General features: G+C 58.4%; 24 protein-coding genes and 1 tRNA gene. 10 read left to right on the top strand and 15 right to left on the bottom strand.

The features are described 5' to 3' along the window. Positions 1-84: 84 nt before the first annotated feature. The 8 genes from J9789_RS17245 to J9789_RS04255 all read right to left on the bottom strand — a co-directional run bounded on the left by J9789_RS17245 (position 85) and on the right by J9789_RS04255 (position 4,982). Positions 85-210, bottom strand: a complete 126-nt coding sequence (locus J9789_RS17245; protein WP_280842586.1) for a hypothetical protein — start codon at positions 208-210, stop codon at positions 85-87. Then, entirely contained in the window at positions 207-1,181 is a 975-nt protein-coding gene (locus tag J9789_RS04285) for a DUF3102 domain-containing protein (RefSeq protein WP_209342721.1), read from the bottom strand. The genes J9789_RS17245 and J9789_RS04285 overlap by 4 nt, the downstream gene beginning before the upstream one ends. Further along, positions 1,168-1,953, bottom strand: a complete 786-nt coding sequence (locus J9789_RS04280) for a ParA family protein (RefSeq protein WP_209342719.1) — start codon at positions 1,951-1,953, stop codon at positions 1,168-1,170. The genes J9789_RS04285 and J9789_RS04280 overlap by 14 nt, the downstream gene beginning before the upstream one ends. A gap of 13 nt (positions 1,954-1,966) precedes the next feature. Continuing rightward, complete coding sequence (locus J9789_RS04275) at positions 1,967-2,167, bottom strand: hypothetical protein (RefSeq protein ID WP_209342718.1); 201 nt, start codon at positions 2,165-2,167, stop codon at positions 1,967-1,969. Beyond that, complete coding sequence (locus tag J9789_RS04270) at positions 2,164-3,645, bottom strand: DnaB-like helicase C-terminal domain-containing protein (RefSeq protein WP_209342717.1); 1,482 nt, start codon at positions 3,643-3,645, stop codon at positions 2,164-2,166. The genes J9789_RS04275 and J9789_RS04270 overlap by 4 nt, the downstream gene beginning before the upstream one ends. Continuing rightward, on the bottom strand, positions 3,639-3,869 hold the full coding sequence (locus tag J9789_RS16965) for a hypothetical protein (protein WP_245185064.1): 231 nt from the start codon (positions 3,867-3,869) through the stop codon (positions 3,639-3,641). The genes J9789_RS04270 and J9789_RS16965 overlap by 7 nt, the downstream gene beginning before the upstream one ends. Before the next feature lie 544 nt (positions 3,870-4,413). Continuing rightward, entirely contained in the window at positions 4,414-4,725 is a 312-nt protein-coding gene (locus J9789_RS04260; RefSeq protein ID WP_209342714.1) for a hypothetical protein, read from the bottom strand. Continuing rightward, on the bottom strand, positions 4,722-4,982 hold the full coding sequence (locus J9789_RS04255) for a hypothetical protein (RefSeq protein ID WP_209342712.1): 261 nt from the start codon (positions 4,980-4,982) through the stop codon (positions 4,722-4,724). The genes J9789_RS04260 and J9789_RS04255 overlap by 4 nt, the downstream gene beginning before the upstream one ends. Before the next feature lie 99 nt (positions 4,983-5,081). Here J9789_RS04255 and J9789_RS04250 point away from each other — a divergent pair, with 99 nt between their 5' ends. Next, the gene (locus tag J9789_RS04250) at positions 5,082-5,357 is read left to right on the top strand and encodes a helix-turn-helix transcriptional regulator (protein ID WP_209342710.1); all 276 of its coding nucleotides are present in this window, start codon (positions 5,082-5,084) and stop codon (positions 5,355-5,357) included. 259 nt (positions 5,358-5,616) lie between these two features. Here the strand turns inward: J9789_RS04250 and J9789_RS04240 are convergent, their stop codons facing one another. The 4 genes from J9789_RS04240 to J9789_RS04225 form a co-directional block, all read right to left on the bottom strand. Beyond that, on the bottom strand, positions 5,617-5,925 hold the full coding sequence (locus J9789_RS04240) for a hypothetical protein (protein ID WP_209342706.1): 309 nt from the start codon (positions 5,923-5,925) through the stop codon (positions 5,617-5,619). Between the two features lie 44 nt (positions 5,926-5,969). Continuing rightward, positions 5,970-6,419: a helix-turn-helix transcriptional regulator gene (locus J9789_RS04235; protein ID WP_209342694.1), complete on the bottom strand. Its 450-nt coding sequence runs from the start codon at positions 6,417-6,419 to the stop codon at positions 5,970-5,972. Between the two features lie 39 nt (positions 6,420-6,458). Beyond that, entirely contained in the window at positions 6,459-6,674 is a 216-nt protein-coding gene (locus J9789_RS04230) for a helix-turn-helix transcriptional regulator (RefSeq protein WP_209342692.1), read from the bottom strand. Between the two features lie 314 nt (positions 6,675-6,988). Continuing rightward, a complete protein-coding gene (locus J9789_RS04225; protein WP_209342691.1) occupies positions 6,989-7,411 on the bottom strand; it encodes a hypothetical protein in 423 nt (140 codons plus the stop codon). A gap of 131 nt (positions 7,412-7,542) precedes the next feature. On the opposite strand from J9789_RS04225, the gene J9789_RS04220 reads away from it, so the two are divergent. The 5 genes from J9789_RS04220 (at position 7,543) to J9789_RS04200 (ending at position 12,270) form a co-directional block, all read left to right on the top strand. Continuing rightward, the gene (locus J9789_RS04220; RefSeq protein ID WP_209342689.1) at positions 7,543-7,875 is read left to right on the top strand and encodes a helix-turn-helix transcriptional regulator; all 333 of its coding nucleotides are present in this window, start codon (positions 7,543-7,545) and stop codon (positions 7,873-7,875) included. A 358-nt stretch (positions 7,876-8,233) separates the two neighbouring features. Further along, positions 8,234-9,223, top strand: a complete 990-nt coding sequence (locus tag J9789_RS16960; RefSeq protein WP_245185063.1) for a DUF4236 domain-containing protein — start codon at positions 8,234-8,236, stop codon at positions 9,221-9,223. 116 nt (positions 9,224-9,339) lie between these two features. Next, positions 9,340-9,912, top strand: a complete 573-nt coding sequence (locus J9789_RS04210) for a Uma2 family endonuclease (RefSeq protein WP_209342687.1) — start codon at positions 9,340-9,342, stop codon at positions 9,910-9,912. 80 nt (positions 9,913-9,992) lie between these two features. Then, on the top strand, positions 9,993-11,477 hold the full coding sequence (locus J9789_RS04205) for a recombinase family protein (RefSeq protein WP_209342685.1): 1,485 nt from the start codon (positions 9,993-9,995) through the stop codon (positions 11,475-11,477). Between the two features lie 172 nt (positions 11,478-11,649). Continuing rightward, positions 11,650-12,270: a hypothetical protein gene (locus J9789_RS04200; RefSeq protein WP_297232647.1), complete on the top strand. Its 621-nt coding sequence runs from the start codon at positions 11,650-11,652 to the stop codon at positions 12,268-12,270. A gap of 50 nt (positions 12,271-12,320) precedes the next feature. Here the strand turns inward: J9789_RS04200 and J9789_RS04195 are convergent, their stop codons facing one another. The 3 genes from J9789_RS04195 to J9789_RS04185 all read right to left on the bottom strand — a co-directional run bounded on the left by J9789_RS04195 (position 12,321) and on the right by J9789_RS04185 (position 14,299). Continuing rightward, positions 12,321-13,553 carry an MFS transporter gene (locus J9789_RS04195; RefSeq protein ID WP_209342683.1) on the bottom strand — a complete coding sequence of 411 codons (1,233 nt, stop codon included), beginning with the start codon at positions 13,551-13,553 and terminating at the stop codon, positions 12,321-12,323. After that, positions 13,540-14,019 (bottom strand): helix-turn-helix domain-containing protein, encoded by a 480-nt coding sequence (locus tag J9789_RS04190; RefSeq protein WP_209342681.1) that lies wholly within the window; start codon positions 14,017-14,019, stop codon positions 13,540-13,542. The genes J9789_RS04195 and J9789_RS04190 overlap by 14 nt, the downstream gene beginning before the upstream one ends. A 192-nt stretch (positions 14,020-14,211) precedes the next feature. Continuing rightward, positions 14,212-14,299, bottom strand: a tRNA-Leu gene (locus J9789_RS04185). Between the two features lie 169 nt (positions 14,300-14,468). Between J9789_RS04185 and J9789_RS04180 the strand changes: the two genes are divergently transcribed. Genes J9789_RS04180 through J9789_RS04165 form a run of 4 tightly spaced genes read left to right on the top strand, consistent with a single transcriptional unit; the run spans position 14,469 to position 18,501 of the window. Continuing rightward, positions 14,469-14,792: a PadR family transcriptional regulator gene (locus J9789_RS04180; protein ID WP_209342679.1), complete on the top strand. Its 324-nt coding sequence runs from the start codon at positions 14,469-14,471 to the stop codon at positions 14,790-14,792. Next, positions 14,789-16,045: a DUF2812 domain-containing protein gene (locus tag J9789_RS04175; protein ID WP_209342677.1), complete on the top strand. Its 1,257-nt coding sequence runs from the start codon at positions 14,789-14,791 to the stop codon at positions 16,043-16,045. Before J9789_RS04180 ends, J9789_RS04175 begins: the two co-directional genes overlap by 4 nt. Positions 16,046-16,072: 27 nt before the next feature. Beyond that, a complete protein-coding gene (locus J9789_RS04170; protein ID WP_209342675.1) occupies positions 16,073-17,377 on the top strand; it encodes a DUF2812 domain-containing protein in 1,305 nt (434 codons plus the stop codon). After that, on the top strand, positions 17,374-18,501 hold the full coding sequence (locus J9789_RS04165) for a DUF2812 domain-containing protein (protein WP_209342667.1): 1,128 nt from the start codon (positions 17,374-17,376) through the stop codon (positions 18,499-18,501). Before J9789_RS04170 ends, J9789_RS04165 begins: the two co-directional genes overlap by 4 nt. The last annotated feature ends 20 nt before the right edge of the window (positions 18,502-18,521 follow it).

Here is an 18,521-nt window from a genome sequence, read left to right as displayed (position 1 = left end):
CCCCTTCGGTCCGTATCCATAGGCATCCGCGATGGAGCACACCATCAGCCACATGGCCCGCTGGGTGTGGGCGTCAGCCTCGGCCTACACGGTGGCATCCCGGGCAGCCTTTTCGATCCCGGCCCGGATGGCCGCCTGCCGTGCCAGCACCTGGGCGTAGTTCATGCCCTGGGGCTTGCCCGGACGGCCTCGCTTCCCCTTTCCACTCATTCAGCGCACCTCCCGATGGCCTCAGCCAGGGCCCGCATGTCATTCTCAACGCCCTTGGCGGCAGTCTGATCGCTCCGGCCCCTCAGCTTCAACAGAATTCCTCGCATCTTGTTCGCATTTTCTTGAGCCTGCTGAAATAGAACCTTGAACAAGGCTATATCCTCATCCGAAGAAAGCACCGCATTTTTCCGTGCCCGCTCCGAATCCCGGAGCTGTTCCTGAACCGTTGCCAGCATCGCCTGTGCGCTCTTCCATTCATTGTCTGCCCGGGCCTTGGCCTCCAGAGCCTTATCCAGCTTCTCCTGCATCTCGGCGATGGCATCGGCCCGGGCCTTGTCAATGGCGGCCTGATCGACCACGGTCTCCACCGCCACATCCACCGGGCGGGCCTTCAGTTCAGCCAATTCGCTTTCCAAGCGGGCAACATCCTGCATGGCCTGCTCCCGATCTTCCTTGGCTCCAGCCAAACGGACATTGAGAAACTTCATGTCCTCCGCCATCTTATCCCGGGCCTGCTCCGCTGCCCGCTGCTCCACCGCGGCCTGTTCGGCAGACGCTTTGGCCTCATCCCGCTCCTTGATGGCCTGCTCCAGTTGGCGGGCGCTCATGTCGATGACCTTGTGGTCCTCCATGAACTGCTCCCGCTCCTCCGGCGGCAATGCCAGGAGCGCCAAGGCTTTGGAGGCTCCCAAATCCGCAAGCGTCTGCGTATTTGACCACTCTCGGGCCAGGCGCATGAAGTTCTGGGCAGTACGAGGGGAGAATTCCACCTGCTCCGTCAGCCAGGGCAACCACTCCCCATGGGACAGCATGTCCTTTGCTTCGATGAGACACCGGCCGATGGTTAGGATCGCCTCTCCTCCAGCCCGCTTGGCATCCAGAATCTCTCCGGTGATGACCTCGATGGTCCTGTCCTCGGCAGGCGGGGCCATAGTCCGCGCAATGAGAGTCCCCAGGTCAGGCTTGCCCATACTGAATGCCCTCCTTTGCTGCCAGCTCCGCCACCCAGGCCCGGTAGTCCCGTGCCGCCGAGCAGAAGGGGCTCCACTGCTGCACCGCCATCCGGGCCCAGCTGGACTCGGGCACCTTGTCGGTGCGGCGGATCACCGTGTCGTACACCGGCACCATACCCTCCTCCCGGAGGTAGTCTACCGAGTCCTCCACCACCGGGGAGCGGTGCCACTGGTTGACCAGCACCCCGGCCACCCGAATCTCCTGTCTGATGTACCGCAGGCTGTCGATCTGCTCCACCAGGTCGGCCACGCCGGTGGAGGAGCAGGCATCGGACAGCACCGGGATGATAACGGCGTCGCTGGCCAGGATGGCCGACACACAGGCGGCCGACAGATTGGGCGGGCAGTCAATGACCATCACATCATAGGCCTCATCCTCCTCCAGAGCCTCTCGCATGTCCCGCAGCGCCCGGTAGCTCCGGCCCCGGTCTCCGCCGGCGGCCTCCAGATCCAATGCCCACAGATCTTCCGCCGCCGGCAGCACATCCAGGCCGGGCACGTCGGTCTGCTCCACCAGCTCGTCGTAGCAGATGCTCAGCCCTCGCAGCAGGGCGCCCAGGCCAGCATACTCACCGGGCGGCAGCAGGGTCTGAGTGGCGTTTGCCTGCCCATCGGCATCCACCAACAGCACCCGCAGCCGGCAGCTGGTTGCCAGCACATAAGCCAGATTGACGGCGGTGGTGGTCTTCCCTACCCCGCCCTTTCGATTGACAATAGCGAAGGTTTTCATGCACAAAACACTCCTATCTTTCGTTGATCGGGAAACACTCCCGGATGGTCTCATTGCCCACTTTGGCTTCCGCCATGTAATACCGCCGGGCCGGATGGATGTAGACGATCCGTCCGGTGACCGATCGCAGCTTGCGCTGCCTGTTGGCCCGCTCCCCACTGAGCTCATGCTCAAAGGCCGACGGGGTCCAGGTGATCTTCTGGCCTTTTCTCATGCTGTTCCTCCTCCAGAGCCTGGACCGCCAGAGTCAGCGCCTGGGCCACCTGCAGGTGATCCACCGGGAAGCTGCTGGCCCGTGCCAGGGCCTCCCGGCGCAGGATCTCCAGCCGCAGCAGCTCGGCCGCTCTGGGCTTGTCCATGCTGGTCTCCTTTCTCTGCAAATGGATCGTCCGGATCCTCCAGGATCTCTGTGAACTGTACCTGCCTGTACTCCGGCTCCCGCCGTTTCCTGGGGGCTGGAGCGTCCACCACCGACTCATACAGCCGCTGATGGGCGCCGTCAAAGGCCAGATAGATCTTGCCGGTCTCGCCCTCCTTGTTCTTGGCGATGTGCAGGATCCGTCGGCTGTTGGGGGTATCCTCCTCCTTGTAGAGCAGCATGGCCACATCAGCGTCCTGCTCGATCTGCCCGGACTCCCGCAGGGAGGCCAGTGTGGGGGCCTTCACCCCGTCCCCGCCTTTCTCCGGCCGGGACAGCTGGGACAGGGCCACCACCGTGATACCGGTGCTCTGGGACAGCTGGTGCAGCCCGATGCTGATCCCAGCCACCTCTTCGGTCCGGCTGCGCCGCTTGTCCCCCTGGATGAGCTGTAAGTAGTCGATGAAAATGGCGTCATACCCCCGGCTGAGGGCGGAGGAGCGGATCTCGTCCACCGTCATGCCGCTGGCCGGCACCCACTCCAGGGCGGGCTGGATGAGCCGCTTGGAGGCCATCGCCAGGGCCTTGTAGTCCTCCTCGGTCAGCTCGGAGCGCTTGATCCTGCCGAAGTCCAGCCGCATGTTGTATGCGATGAGGCGGTCCTCCAGCTTGGCCTCGCCGGTCTCCAGGCTATAGAAGCCCACTTTCTTCCCAAGCCTGGCCCAGTGCCAGGCGAACTGGATGGCCAGCAGGGTCTTGCCTGCGGAGGCGTACCCGCCCAGCACCACCATGTCCCCGCGGTCCACAAAGAGCCGGTCGTTGAGCTTGTCCAGCCCCCAGGTGAGGTACTCCTTCCTGGTCTTGTGCCGGTCGTAGAAGTCCAGCAGGGCCTGCTCCATGGTGACGTAGCGCAGCCCCGGCTTGTCCACCATCAGGGCGTTACCGTCAGCCAGGCATTTGGCTGCGTCCTCCAGGCTGCCCGCCTGGGCCAGCCGCTCCCCTAGCATGCACAGCTGATAGAGCCGAGCCTGTTCCTTGAGTACGGCCACATATTCCCAGATGTTGGACGCCGTCGGGGTCTTGTCCATCAGGTTGATGAGGTACTCCCGCCAGGGCTGCTGCTCTGACGCTCCCAGCAGGGGGAGCAGCAGGATAGGGTCTACCGTCTGCCCCGTCACAAACAACTGGCGGATGGCCTGGTAGGTCATGCGGTGCCTGGGGTTAACGAAGTCCCGGTCCTGTACCTGGGCCAGCACCTCCCCCACCAGCTCCGGCGAGATGAGCAGGGAGCCAAGCACCGCCTCCTGGGCGGCCTCCATGTCCTGGATCACCATACCGGCACACCGTCCCTCTCAACCACTCGCTGGGGCGGCGTCTGCGCCTGAGGCTGAGCCGGTACGTCCTCCCACCGGCGCTTGCGCAGCCACCGGCAGGCATAGGGGATCCCGATGCCCCGCTGCCACTCCTCGCTGGCCTTCTGCCGGGCCAGCGCCCTGGCCATCCGGTCGATGAGGGTGTCATCCGGCTGGAGCTTGTCCCACTCTTCCACGGCCCCCATCCGGTCCTCTCCTCTGGGGTAGTAGTCCCAGAAGGCCTCAAACCGCTCCGGCTTCCAGGTGGGGACCGACTTGGACCTCCGCTGCCGCTTTTGCCGCGGGGGCTTGTCCCCCTCTGGGGGACTATAGGGGGTATTTATATTTATTATTTCTTCTTTATATTTCTCCTCCTCATTTTCGGGGATACCCTCACCGCACTCTTGGGGGGAGGTATCCTTATTTTTGGGGATACCCCTCCCGCTTTTAACAATAGGGTATATGTACCGCCGGATGATTTGTCCCGTCTCCGGATCACAGACAATCTCAACTTCAATGTGGCCCTGGGACTCCAGTAGTGACAGCAGGCTTGAAATGCGTTTGGGGGATAATCCGAGATCCTCTCCTAACGCCCGGTTTGTAGGCCAGCATCTTGACTCAGCATTGCACCGCCATGTGATAATCCCATACAACATCCTGGCTGACATAGAAAGCGCACTGTCACGCATAACTACAGCTGGAATTACCGCAAACATACCGCCATCCGCTTTGGATGCACCAGCGATTTCCTCACGTGTCATATCCAACTCCCCTTCGGATGGCATACCACCCTCTTCTACGTCGCTCATCCCCATCATAATGACGTTGGATGACTATTCCCTTAAACATACAGTTTTTCACAATGCGGTCAACCTGACGTGCTGTCCAGAACGGGAATTTCCCCTCCCATTCATGAATGGCACACGGGTACCACCACATACCATCCTCACAAATGCACAAATCCCGGCTTTCTTTGATTAGTTCCACCAATACTGCTACAAAAATAGCCTCATTCACCCCATACTTTTCTGCAATATCCTGCCGAAATAAAAATGTCCTCATGTGTATTCTCCTTTTCCTGACCTATACTCTTTCGTGACCGCAGCTTTCAGCTCATCTGTGATACGGTCCAGCTCCCGAACAATGATGGAGAACCCACAGCACCGTTCCAAGATCCACTCTGGGATAGGACGAAAGTCATTTCTCTGAGCCGCCAACATTTCGCACTCCAGCGCCTCCGTCATGATTCGGAGAGTCTTTACTGCATCATCTAAGTACACCGTCGCACCATCCATTTCAAACTTAAGATCTACACTCATACCTTCCCCTCCAATTACGCCAATAATTGGCGTTTAATTTGTCCATAATATACGCCATTATTAGGCGTATGTCAAGAGCGTTTTAGAGGAGGATCACTCATGCTCAACGATAGACTTCGCTCAGCCAGGATATTTCGTGGCTACACACTTCAAAAAACGGCAGACACGCTCAATATTTCTTTACGGGCCCTTCAAAAGTATGAAAGCGGAGATGTAGATCCAAGTTATGACCTTTTGGTACAAATTGCAGATCTTTTTGATGTCCCTACAGATTTTCTTTTGGGCCGGGATGACTACTTGAGATCTCTCGGAGTATCCGTTGATGTACCCCCAGAAGGTCCTCCAAGGCATCCCAGACCTCAAAAGCGCCGTTGATGTCTGCGTATTCGATTTTCTGGTAATGCCGTAGGGTGAGTCCCAACTTGTCCGCAATCGCTTGTTGAGTCAGACCGACAGCTTTCCTAGCAGTTTGGAGATTATTTCGGAGCACCTACTCCCCACCCCCCTTGTAAGATTCGGCTATTTGTGGTATCATAATAGTGGTTTTCATGCACGAAACCATTGTTTGGCCTCTCTGTCTGCGCCCACAGACAGGGGGGCCTTTCTTTATGTCTTTTCACGGGACTCCCCTCCCCTACCAGATTCCCATGTCGATCATCACTTTGGTGGCCACCTGCTTGATCCGCTCCCGGTTGGCCGCCCGCTCCTCCTCGCTGACCTCCACGTCGCTGTGGGGTGTGAAGCACAACGTAGTCCCCAGTTTGGGCCCTGAGTCCATGGTGGCGCTCTCGTCCACCAGCACCCGCGTCCCCGACATGTCGGTAAGCCAGTGCAGACCCTTCCGGCGGGTCATAAGGGTATCCACCTCATACCTGCCGATCTTCTCATGGATGACCTTGGTGGTGACCACCAGCTCCTCCAGGGGCTCAATGTTGAGATCCATATGTAAACACCTCCTCTTCCCTCTTATGCTGCCGCCGGGTTGTCCTATGAGGACTCCCGGGCGCACCGCAGCTCCAGCGCAGCCTCCACGATCTCCTGCAGATCCTCCATGATGGCGTTGAACTCGGGGCGCTCCCCTTCATCGATGACGTTGTCCTCCGCGATGCGCAGCAGCCGCCGGTCGGCGTGGGACTCCGCAAAGCTGAAGATCCGGTTGGTCAGTTTGGCGCTGGCCTCCAGGACGGACTTGGGCCGGACCTCCGGCACTACGCTGCTGTACAGGGCGTTGGTCTCCCGCAGATGCTGGTAGGCCAGGTGCTGGGCGTTGTACAGGATCACCATCAGCTCTACCACCTCGTTGGGTGGGATCCTCTGGCCGGTCTCGTAGGCCCGCAGGCTCTCCACGCTGATGCCCAGCCGCTCCGCTGCCGCTTCCTGGGTCAACCCGGCAGACTTGCGGCAAATTTTGTAGATATTCCGGCAATCGCCCGGCATGGTTATCTCCTCCTCTTCGGGGTAAAATGGATGTGGGGATCAGCTGGCCTCCCGATCTGGCTTTCCGGGTCCAGCCCGGCCAAACAGCTCGTCGATGGTGCAGTGCAGCACATCAGCCAGAATCCTCAGCCGCCCGGTAACAGGTACGGATTCGCCAGTCTCCCAACGGGAAACCGTGGCAACTGAGACGCCCATCTTCTCAGCCAACTCATACATGGACATCCCCAGGCGCTCTCGCAGTTGACGAATTGGCATACTTATCCCCCCTTTAAATATTTTCTTGATTGCGTATAACGTAAATGGTATGATAGGTAAAACATGGTTTATCCCGTCCTTGAAAGGATTCAAAAATGTTTTCACCAGAACAAATTGCCCTTATGACTTGGCTGATACAGCAGCCGGAATCCGTGTCCAAAGCGCAGATGGAAGAGGTTAACGCTCCCGGTTACACAAGCAGCCGAGTGGAAGAAATGCGTACAGATGGGTGGCTCAAGCGAACCCTGGATGTGGATATTCACGGGGACATTATCGGGAGATACGAGGTCAGTGACAAAGGGAAAGCTGCTTTATTAGAGCTTGAGCAGAAACGAAACCAGCAGGCCCAGGAGGAACGGCGCTATGAGGTTCAGCACCAGCAGACCGAAACTCAGATTAGGCTTTCTCGACAGCAGACCCGGCTTACGCTGATCCAGACGATTATCGCTCTTATTTCGTTCATCACCGGTCTCGTCGTGGAGCATTATGTCGGCCTGTTTAGTCTCCTGACTGGATTGTTCGACGGATGATTTCTTTTTCCGGGCAATCTCGAGATCTCCCCAGGCTTCTTCTTCCGGGCTCACATATCGGTTTATGACCACGCAAGGGATTCCAGTGCGCTTTGTCAGTTCGGCTTCTAGAATCTGGGTGCAAATCTCTGCTGCATGGTCATCTGCAAAAGGCAGGATAAACACCAGCAGTTGGGTATCCTTTGGAACAGCAAACATCTTTTTCACGCCCCTTGCTCTGCCTATGATTTACTCCGTAGGTAAATCATAAATCCTTAATCAAGGATTGTCAATTACATAATTCCTTGTTTAAGCACTTTTTACATACTGTACAATTCTTAATTAAGGAGTGATGCCGCTTGGATGCCCAAGTTTTTGTGCAAAACATCAAATATTACTGCAATCTAAAAGGGATTAAACCCACAGTCGCATGTCGAGAAAGCGGTGTCGGGAGTAGTTTTATCAATAACCTTGAACGTGGCCAAACTCCTTCCGTAGCCAAAGTTCAGATGCTGGCCGACTACCTTGGGGTGACTACCAGCGAACTGCTGGGCGAGAAAAAAAAGCCCACCGCACAAGACGATGGGCTCTCTGAGGGGGAGCTGGCGCTTATCACTCTGTTCCGGCAGCTGACGCCGGATCAGCAGGAGATGGTGATCCGCATGGTTCAGGCTGCTGCAGACAAGCTGTGACCGCCTCCATGGCGGCGGCCAGTACAGCCGCCGGGTCTTTGCTCTCCCGGATGATTGACAATAGCCTGAGTTCATTCTCGCTCATAGGCACCGACCCCTTTTCGCCATTATAGAACATATGTTTCATTATAGCAATACACCGAAGGAATTTTCTTAAATTCGTCTGTATTGCCCTTCATATATCCTTATATGTATTGAATCGACATTTTTCAACAAGCATCCAGTGGCAAAATATAAGTGCCCTTCACTTACGAGTGAAACAGGCATACTTGTTGCATGTTTTTGTACACCGAACAGAGAAATTTACCAAAACAAAAATTATGTGACAGCTAACTACATCAAGGAAGAAGGAAAAGCTATGGGTTTCCGTTTTCGTAAAAGCGTAAACTTTGGCCCGCTGCGCGTGAATTTCAGTAAATCTGGAGTTGGGTACAGCGTAGGCGGAAAGGGTTTCCGGGTTACCAAGAAAGCCAACGGAGGTACTCGAATGACCGCTTCTATCCCGGGCACCGGGATCAGCTATGTAGAGGACTTCTCCTCTTCCAGCAAGAAAAAGACGTCTGGGTCAACCCCGCCCCCCTCTGGAGCATCCCAGCCGACCCCGCCCACATCCGGCGGAAAGAAACGTCGAAAATGGCCCTATATTGTAGGCGCCATTTTGTTTGCCGGTGTGATGGGCTCCTGTATGCAGAATGGAGGGGTCGATCAAGTTCCAGGCGGTGAGGTTACCCCACCGGTCGCCTCTATGTCGCCTGCCGCTGTCTCTGAGACGGAAACCCCCGCGATTACCTCTCTCTCCTTGGACTATGATCAGGCGGATCTGGAGCTGGACATCAAGGACACCATCTCTATCCCTGTGGAGGTGCTGGAGGAGGGCGCGGATACCGCGGACGTGAAGTTCAGCACCACCGACCCGGCCGTGCTCACCTTTGCGCCTCAGGAGGACAGTGATACCCTGGTGGGGGTGGTAACCCCCAAGGCCGAGGGCACCGCAGAGATCTCGGTTTTTACCGACCAGGTCCAGAGCCAGGTCATCACAGTCACCGTAATTGACTCTGAGCGCATCGCCGCCGAAGAGGCCGCAGCCCAAAAAGCAGCGGAGGAGGAAGCTGCCCGTAAGGCTGCTGAGGAAGCCGCGGCACAGAAAGCCGCGGAAGAGGCTGCAGCTCAGCAGGCGGCACAACAGCAGCAACAGAGCCAGACAAATAGTCGCACCGTGTACATCACCCCCACTGGCAAGCGGTATCACTACAATGGCAACTGCAACGGCGGCACTTACATTCGCTCCACTCTGTCTGAGGCCCAGGCTATGGGCCTTACTCCCTGCAAGAAGTGCGCCGGGGGCTAATAGACTATAGATGCGGCTATCATAAAAGAGACGGTTGATAGGATTTACAACTTCATGTACACTATAGAATAAGCTCTCGACCCCTGATCCTGTACTACCTACGAAAGGAGCCTGTTATGCCGCTTCCCAAAGAAAACCGCTACACCCTGGCCGATGCGCTGACCTGGGACGAACAGGAGCACATCGAGCTGATCGAAGGGACTCCTGTAATGATGGCTCCCCCCTCCCGGATCCATCAGGAGGTGGCCGCTGAACTCACCCGCCAGATCGGGAACTACCTGGACGGAAAGAAGTGCAGGGTCTACCCCGCCCCCTTCGCCGTCCGGCTCTTTGAGAAGGCCGAGGACCGGCCGGAGGATGTGGACACCCTGGTAGAGCCCGACCTCTCCGTGGTCTGCGATCCCGGCAAGCTGGACGATATGGGCTGTAGGGGTGCCCCCGATCTGGTGATCGAGATCCTCTCCCCCTCCACACAGCGGCACGACCGGCTCACCAAGTACAACCTGTATGAGCGGGCAGGCGTGGCCGAGTACTGGATCGTAAGCCCGGAGGAGCGCACCGTCCAGGTGAGCCTGCTCTCCGGCGGCCGCTACCGCATGGCGGAGCTTTACACCGCCCAGGACATTGCCAAGGTCCATGTGCTGGAGGGCTGTTTTGTGGAGCTGTCCAAGGTATTCCCATCTGAATAACAAAAAGAGCCGGGGCTCACGCCCCGGCCTCTTAAAACGCCAAGAATCGAACATTTGTGCCACGAAAGCAGGTGAATCTGATGGACGCAGCCCAATATCTCCGCAAGTCCCGCATGGAGGAAGGCATGGACACCGAGGAGGTGCTGGCCAAGCATCGCAAGGCTCTGGCCGACTTTGCCGCCTCTCACGACATCTACATCATCGAGACTTACTATGAGGTGGTCAGCGGCGAGAGCCTGTACGCCCGCCCGGAGATGCTCCGGCTGCTGGAGGACGTGGAGGAGGGCCGCTACGACGCCGTGCTGGTGATGGATCTGGACCGGCTATCCCGCGGCCGCATGAAGGACCAGGGCATCATTCTGGACGCATTCCGGGACTCCGGCACCCTCATCGTCACCCCGGAAAAGACCTATGACCTATCCGACGATCTGGACGATGAGATGGCGGAGTTCAAGACCTTCATGAGCCGCCGGGAGTACAAGATCATCAACAAGCGGCTGCGGCGGGGTCTGAAGCAGACCATCCGGGACGGCTGTTATGTGGCCAATGCCCCCTACGGCTACCGGAAGGTCACGGTGGACCGGAAGCCCACCCTGGAGATCTACGAGCCGGAGGCCAAGTTCGTGCGCATGATGTACGACCTCTACCTCCAGGGCTACGGCTGCGTCTCCATCGCCCGGTATATCAATTCCCTTGGCGCCAAGCCCCACCGTTCAGCGGAGTTCACCCGCAACAGCGTGGCCCATATCCTGCGCAACCCCACCTTTGCCGGCAAGATTGTTTGGGACCAGAAGACCCACATCCGCAAGGGAGCCAAGGGCAACCCCAAGCACATCACCATCTACAATCCCCGGGACCAGTGGACCATCGTGGACGGAATGCACCCGGCTATCGTCTCTCAAGAGACTTACGACCAGGTCCAAGCCGTCCTGGCCGGCCGGTATATTCCCTCCAAGCGGGACGGCACGGTGCGCAGCTCCCTGGCCGGGCTGGTGAAGTGCGCCAACTGCGGCCAGAATATGCAGCGCATGACCATGAAGAACCAGCCCTATCTGCTCTGCACCCGGGCCGGCTGCTGTGCCAGCACCAAGTTCGAGCTGGTGGAGGAGCGGGTGCTGGCCTACCTGGAGGAGACGCTGACCCGCCTGGAGCTTCAGCAGCAGGCTGGTGTCAGCCGGGACACCTCCGTGCAGGAGGCAGCGCTGGAGGCCGTCAAGAAGGAGCTGGCCGCCGCCCAGCGGCAGAAGAGCCGTCTGTATGAGCTGCTGGAGATGGAGGAGTATGACCTGCCCACCTTCCGGGAGCGGATGGCTGCGGTGAAGGAGAAGATCTCCGGTCTGGAGCGCCGCCAGCGGGAGGCCCAGCAGGCCATTGAGGTCGCCAGGACAGCGGATCCCGCTTCCCTGGCCAAGAAGATCCGGGCCGTCCTGGATGCCTATGACGCCGCCGATCCCGCCGGCCGCAACGCCATGCTGAAGGGCGTCATCTCCAGCATCCGGTACCAAAAAGAGAAGAAAACCAGGCCCACAGAGTTCCAACTGGCTTTTGAACTGAAACCCTTCTGATTGCAACCCCTTGGGGCGCAATGGTTTCAGCGGTATATAAGACGCTATATCTTCCGATAAGGATTGTATCGAAGATCTGCGCTTCTATCCCACCCAGAGTTCCCAGGCGGCCATCGAGCGGGCCGTCAGCATCAAGGCCGGCAAGGCCGAGCTGCTGTATGTCTACATCGACGTGGAGCCAGTCGGCTTCAACCGCGGTTTCTATACCGTTGACGTGCGCTACTTCTATCGGGTCACCGCCGACGCCTTTGTGGGCGCCGCCCGGCCCGTGGAAGTCAGCGGCCTGTGCGTCTTTGACAAGCGAGTGATCCTGTTCGGCAGCGAGGGCACCGCCAAGATCTTCTCCTCCCAGACCTCTCTGGATGGTCTGGATGAGCAGCACATCCGCCAGAGCAACCTGCCCACCGCTGTGGTGGAGGTGGTGGACCCCATCGTCCTGAACATGAAGCTGGTGGATGTGTGCGAGTGCCACCACTGCGACTGCGAGCTGTCCGACATTCCGCCCTGCATCTGCGGCTGCTTCAACAGCGAGCTGTGCTGCGGCAGCGAGAGCAAGCGGATCTACGTTACTCTGGGCCAGTTCTCCATCATCCGGCTGGAGCGGGACTCCCAGTTGCTCATGCCGGTGTACGACTACTGTATGCCCGAGAAGGAGTGCGCCTGCGGCAACTGCGAGGAGGACCCCTGTGAGATCTTCCGCCATGTGAAGTTCCCCGTTAACGAGTTCTTCCCCCCCAGCGCCCCCTCCGCCGGCCCTGACTGTCATCCCCAGCTGAAGGGCTGCTGCTCCTGAATCACCCATAAAAAAAGACCGGCGCGGCATTTCTGCCGCGCCGGTCCTTTTTATCCCATACGCTTTGCCGCTCCGATATACAGCGGGATCGCCGCAAGCTGCGCCGCCACAGAGACAGCAATCATAGCCGGAATGCTGATATCGTACAACACACCCAAAAGCCAACTGCCCAAAAACCAGAACACGCCAAAGGCGCATTCAAAGATGCCGTACCCGGTGGCACGGCTGGTCTTGGGGACCATGCTGGTAACGGCCGCCTTCAAAATAGATTCCTGGGCTCCCATCCCAACGCCCCACAGCGCAATTCCCAAAAGCAGCATAGGTACGCTGTGGGTACCAAAGACAAAAACAGCAAAGGGCGCTGAGAGCAGCGTAGACCAGACCAGCGCCCGAATCCCCTTTTTGTCAAAAAGCATCCCGAAGAAAAGGGCAGAAACTGCATCCACCAGCATGGCGCCGGCATACAGAAGCGGCAAAGTACCGCTGTTGACCAGCGCGGAGGTCTCCGCAAGTCCGGCTGCAATCCCCGTGTAGGTGCGAGAAACGTGCATGAGCACGATGGAATAATCAATAAACCCAAAGGCAAACAAGCTGATTCCCCCGATATACAGGAGAAACTCTTTTTTCATCCGAAACGGTACATATTCCTTGGGTGTCGGCTCAAACTGCTCCGGATTGGGAAACTTCCGCCTGGTAAGGAGCAGAAGCAGAATCGTAATCCCTCCCGGGATCGCCAGGACCGCAAAGCATGCGGCATAGGTTTCAAACACAGTTCCTTCCGTCCGAAACAGCATTACCAGATACAAAAGCACCGGTCCCAAGAAGGCGCCAATCTGGTCCAGTACCTCCTGGATCCCAAAGCTCTTTCCAACCCCCTCCTGCGAGGCGGCAAAGGACATGATGGTATCCTTGGCGGGCTTTTTGATGGCCTTTCCCATGCGCTGGATTACCAGCAGAATACACGCCGCGATCCAGCCATGCTCTCCCACAAGGGCAAGGGCGGGGACCGCCAGCACATCCAGAATATATCCCACCACGGTCATGGGCCAGTATTGCTTTGTCTTATCCGCCCATCTGCCAAACACATAGCGCATGGAGTAGCCAATCAGCTCACCCAACCCGGAAATAAAGCCGATGGCGCCTGCCGACGCCCCCAGCAAATCCAAATAGGCCCCCCGGATGCTGGATGCGCCCTCATGGGTCATATCGGAAAACAAACTGACAACGCCAAACATCAAAATAAACAGCATGGCCTGAGAGAGTCTCTTGTTACGCGTCTTCATCTTCCCTCTCCTCCGCCATCTTCTGCTTCATCTCCGGAAACCCTGCTTTGCTTTCCGCTTTGCACCGCTGATAGATCAGATCCAGCAGACGGGCAAACTCCTGCCGGTCCTCCTCCGTCAGCGGCTCCAAAAGCCACTCATAAAAGGCCGCTTCAATCCGTGCCTTTGAATTCTTCAGGTTGTCCGCTTTGGCGGTTGCAAAGAGAAGCTGGCTGCGCCCATCCGCCGGATTTTCCGTCCTCTGTAAATATCCCTTGGCCTCCAGATTCACCGTCTGTCTGGCCGCAGCCCCCTTATCAATCCCTAAGATCCGGTAGACACCGGCCTGCGTAATACCGGGATTTTTGCGGATCACATGCAGAACGTCAAATTCTCCGGTGCCGATTCCATCCTTCCGCATGGTACGCACCGTAAATTTGCTGACCTCCCGCGCAATCTTTGTGATCTTCCTCCTTGTGATATCCATAGCCGCCCTTCCTTCCGTCCAGAAAGATGTAGCATCAACTTTTTAGATGATACTACATCCTTTTTTCTTTGTCAAGAAAGCTGCCGGGGATCAGGCAGGGAGAGCCGCACTCTTCAAAAAAAGAACCCCCCGGCTGAGCCGGGGGGTTGATAGATAGAAAAAGCCGGAGCAAAGCGAACTTTGCTCCGGCTTTGGTGCGCGAGGCGGGACTTGAACCCGCACGTGCGTAATGCACACTAGAACCTGAATCTAGCGAGTCTTCCAATTCCACCACTCGCGCATTTGGCGTTGCGCTGTCGTTCAGCGCGAGATATATATTACCACGTCGAATCCAGGTTGTCAACACTCTTTTTCACTTTTTTTACATTTCTTTTTTATATCGATTATCGCTATTGACTTTGTATCGATTATCGTTATAGAATGGGCTTACAGAAAGGGGGCGGTATGAATTGGCTCGCAAGAAGCTGGAGACGCTGACGGAGCAGATGTTCTATGTTCTGCTGGCACTGCGGCAGGAGCGGCACGGCTACGGCATCATGCAGACCATCACCGCCCTCACCAACGGGCGGGTGAACGTGGGAGCCGGTACCCTGTATGCCCTGCTGGAGCGGTTTGAAAAGGACGGACTGATCCAGTTGACCCGGATGGAACTCAACCGGAAATACTATCAGCTTACCCCTCAGGGAGACAAAGTACTCCAGGACGAATATCAACGCATCCGCCAGCAGGCGGCAGACATGGAACAGGTATTGCGCGAGGAGGGAGACGCATGAAGCGGAAGTGGAGTCTGTTTACCTATCCCGTCATGGATATCAAGGCAGCGGAGGACGCGCTCAACCGCCGGGCAGCGGAAGGCTGGCGGCTGGAGAAGATTCATCTGGGCGCATTCGCCTCTTTCCTTCCGGCGGAAAAACCGGTCTGCTACTGCATCGACTGGTACGACCCCAACCAGGAGGACGGGCTGGATTACCGCCGTCTGCTGGCCGACGCGGGCTGGCGGCAGGTGGGGCAGCTCAGCTACTGGAACCTCTATGAGGCCCCGGCGGGCACCCCGCCCATCCAGACCGATGGGGAGCTGGAATATCAGCGGTTCCGAAAAAAGGCCCTGCGGCGGATGGTCATCGGCTGGGGTTTTTTCCTGGCCATGCTGCTCCTGCTGGCCGTTCTCGCCCCTGTGATGGCATGGCTCGGGCTGGGCTCGGTATGGCAATATTGGCTGGAACTGCCGGCCAAATACAACACCGCTGCCCTGCTCTTCCTGTTCCTTCCCTTCCTGCTCTTCGGCGGTCTGGTCTGGTCGGTACGGCTGCTGATCCGGCTTGGCCAATGGAAGGCACAGGGCGAGCCCTTCCCTGTCCCTGGCCGGGGCAGCGCTCTGGCCGCCCGCCTTTTGGTCCTTGCAGAAGATATCCTGCTGGTGCTTTGCCTACCCTGCTTCGTGCTGGATGCCATAACAGGCGGACTAGGCCGCCCCTGGATGATCGGCACCATCATCGGTGCGTTGATCGTGCTCGGAACCAAGGAAGGAATCGAATACCAGCGTGTTCGTCGCTATAAAGCGGGTATGGTCATTGGAGCAGCGATCCTTCTGATCATCAGTTTTCTGCCTCTGTCCTGGTTCACTGGCCGGCTGCAGGTACCTTCTCCCCTCACCGGCTCCAACCTGTTCCCGGCGGCTGAGGTGGAAAAGCGGGAAGACACCGCCACCTTCCTGGCTGCTTATACCAAATGGACAGAATGGTGGTATCCCAAAAACTTGCCGGAAAAACTCTATACCGTAACAGCCCAGGCCGAGTGCTGGGTACTGCCTTGGTCCTGGCTGGCCGACTGGGTGACCGAACAGTATCTGACCGATATGGGCACCCCCCGCCCGGAAGAACTGTCTGGCTACGATGACGTGTGGACTTCCGGGGATCTCTGCCTCATCCGCCGGGGAAACACCGTTTTCTGGATGGATGGCGACATGAGTACACTGGACACTCAGTGGCTGGACGGTATTCTGGCTCGCCTGGAAGAACAATCATAAAAGGTCAACGGAAACGGAGGTATCGTTATGAAAACGCGATGGAATCTGTTTACATACCCCTTGATGGATGGAAAGGCTGCTGAGGCCATGCTCAACCGCCAGGCGGCCCAGGGCTGGCAGCTGAAAAAGATCTGGTTCCGGCTGCTGGCCTGCTTTGAACCGGCCCGGACGCCGGTCACCTACTTTATCGACTGGGCCGACCCCATCGGCGATGAGTACGAGGATTACGTGGACCTGTGCGCCCAGGCGGGCTGGACCCTGAAGCAGCAGGCCGACCACTGGAACATCTACGAGGCTCCGACGGGCACCCCGCCCATCCAGACCGACAGCCAGTTGGAATATCAGCGCTTCCAGGACAAAGTGATGCGCTGGCTGAAGCTGAGCGCCGGTGCGGAGCTCATCGCGCTGGTCCTGCTGGGCATCATCTGCCTGGGGCAGCCGGAGGGGATGGCCTTCCCCCTGACCATCATCAGCAGCTCCACCACCCTGGGTATGCTGCTCTTCGTCTTCCCGCTGTTTCTCATCGGCGACCTGCTGTGGATGGGCCGTCTGGTGCTGCGGCTGCTCCAGTGGCGTGCCGCCGCTCAGGAGGGCTCCCCTATGCCCACGCCGGGACCGGTCAGCGCCAATATCGCCAAACTGCTCTGCCTGCTGCCGCCCATCTGGTGCGTCCTGGCGGAGCTCTTTATGGCTGTGGACTGTATGGATGGGCGAAAGATCCCTGCTCAGTTGGCCATTTCCGTTCTGGGTGCGGCGCTGATCCTGCTCTTCTACAAGCGGGCGCTGGGACAGAGGAAGCGAGTCCGTTTGGCCTGCTTCCTGATGCTGATCGTCATGGCGTTCGCCTTTGTGATACAAGCGGTCTGGGGCCCGGTTACGGCTCCCCTGATGATAACGCCGCCTCTGTCCGAAGCCGAGGTACTGCCCATGTCCGAAAGCAGCGTGGAGGAAACCGACGGCCTGGCAGAGATGATCCGATCCGAGTCGGTGGTATACCGCTCCGCCAACCGCTCCTTCTTCCTGGGCCATACCGGCTGGAAGGAGGAGGAGTTTGACTCGGCGGACCTGATCCCTCAGATGGCCCCCCAAACGCCGGAGGTCTATCAGCGGTGGGACGCCTGGACCGCCCGGTGGAACTGGCTGGCTGATGGCGCCCAGCGGCTCCTTACCCAGGCGGACATGGCCCCCCTGCCCGGCTATGACGGCGTCTGGGTCTCCGAAGATCTCTATCTGATCCGTCGGGACAACACCATCCTGCGGGTGGAAACCCATATGCCGGCGGAACAATGGCTGGACCACACCCTGGAACAACTGGAGGCTGAACATTCATGAAGGACAAAGACACCCGCCTGCGGTGGTTCCGCTACACCGCCGAGGACGCCAAGGCCGCCCAGGCGGAGTTGGATGAGCTGGCGGACCAGGGGTGGGAGCTGGCGGAGCTGGGCATCTTCACCGCCACCTTCCGCCGGTCGGAGCAGCCCCGCCGCTGCTGGGTGGAACCTGCCCGGTGGAAAAGCATCCGCCGAAAGGACGAGCAGGCCAGAACGGACTATCTGGAGCTGTGCAGCGACGCGGGATGGGACCTGCTGGATGAAGAGGCCGGTCTGTTCTACTTCCAGGCCCAGCCCGGTACCCAGCCCGTTCCCATCCAGACCGACGGCAGCATGGAATGGGAAGAGATTCTGAAAAAGAGTCTGTGGAATCAGGCCTACACCTTTTTCTATCTGGTGATCTACTGGGTCGCCTGGACGGCAGGCCGTTATTTCTGGGATCAGCCACGGGTATGGGAGCTGTTTTTCTCCAACGGAGCTATGACGGCCCAGCTGCTGCTCCTGATATGGGTGGTACTGGAGCTCTTTCTGGGGCTGCGGGTGGTGCGCTATCGTCGCAAGTGCCGGAAGGCGGCAGAAAGCGGTGCTCCCATACCGGTCCCCAGCCGCAGATCCGCCCGGTTCCGGGGCGCGGCTCCCCTGTGCTATGTGGTTCTGGCTCTGGGCGTGGGTCTCAGCCTTTTGATGAGCTTTTCCGACAGCCATACCTCCGTTGAGGGTAACGTCATAGTGACCGCCGGTGGCTCCGTACTGGGACAGACGGCGGAATACCGCCGGTTCTCCCAGGAAGAGGGGGATCTGTGGATAGAATCCTACGACTGCAACACCGGCTGGCTGGCCGGTATCGTCTGCCATGACCTGCGGGCCACCGAGGAGGACGAGGGCCGTCTGGAACGCTATTTGCATCGGCACAACCCTGTGGAGCTGACCCAGGCGGAGCTGGGCTACGACCAGGCCTGGGCCTACCGCTGGAATGACGGCAGCGGCCTCATCTTCCGGCAGGGGGACCGGGTGGTCCGCATCGAGTCTGCGGCGCTGGACCTCACCGACCGGAGCGCGGTGTCCGCCCTGCTGACCGATTTGGACGGGGCCGCTTGCGCCCTTCGGGGATCTGTGATAGCATAGACGGGAAAACAGACGCGGGA

Origin of the sequence: Flavonifractor sp. AGMB03687 (genome assembly GCF_017811815.1) — a bacterium.
Taxonomy (GTDB): Bacteria; Bacillota; Clostridia; order Oscillospirales; family Oscillospiraceae; genus Flavonifractor.
Note: the sequence above shows the minus strand (reverse complement) of the source record. Positions and strands in the feature narration are given on the sequence as shown.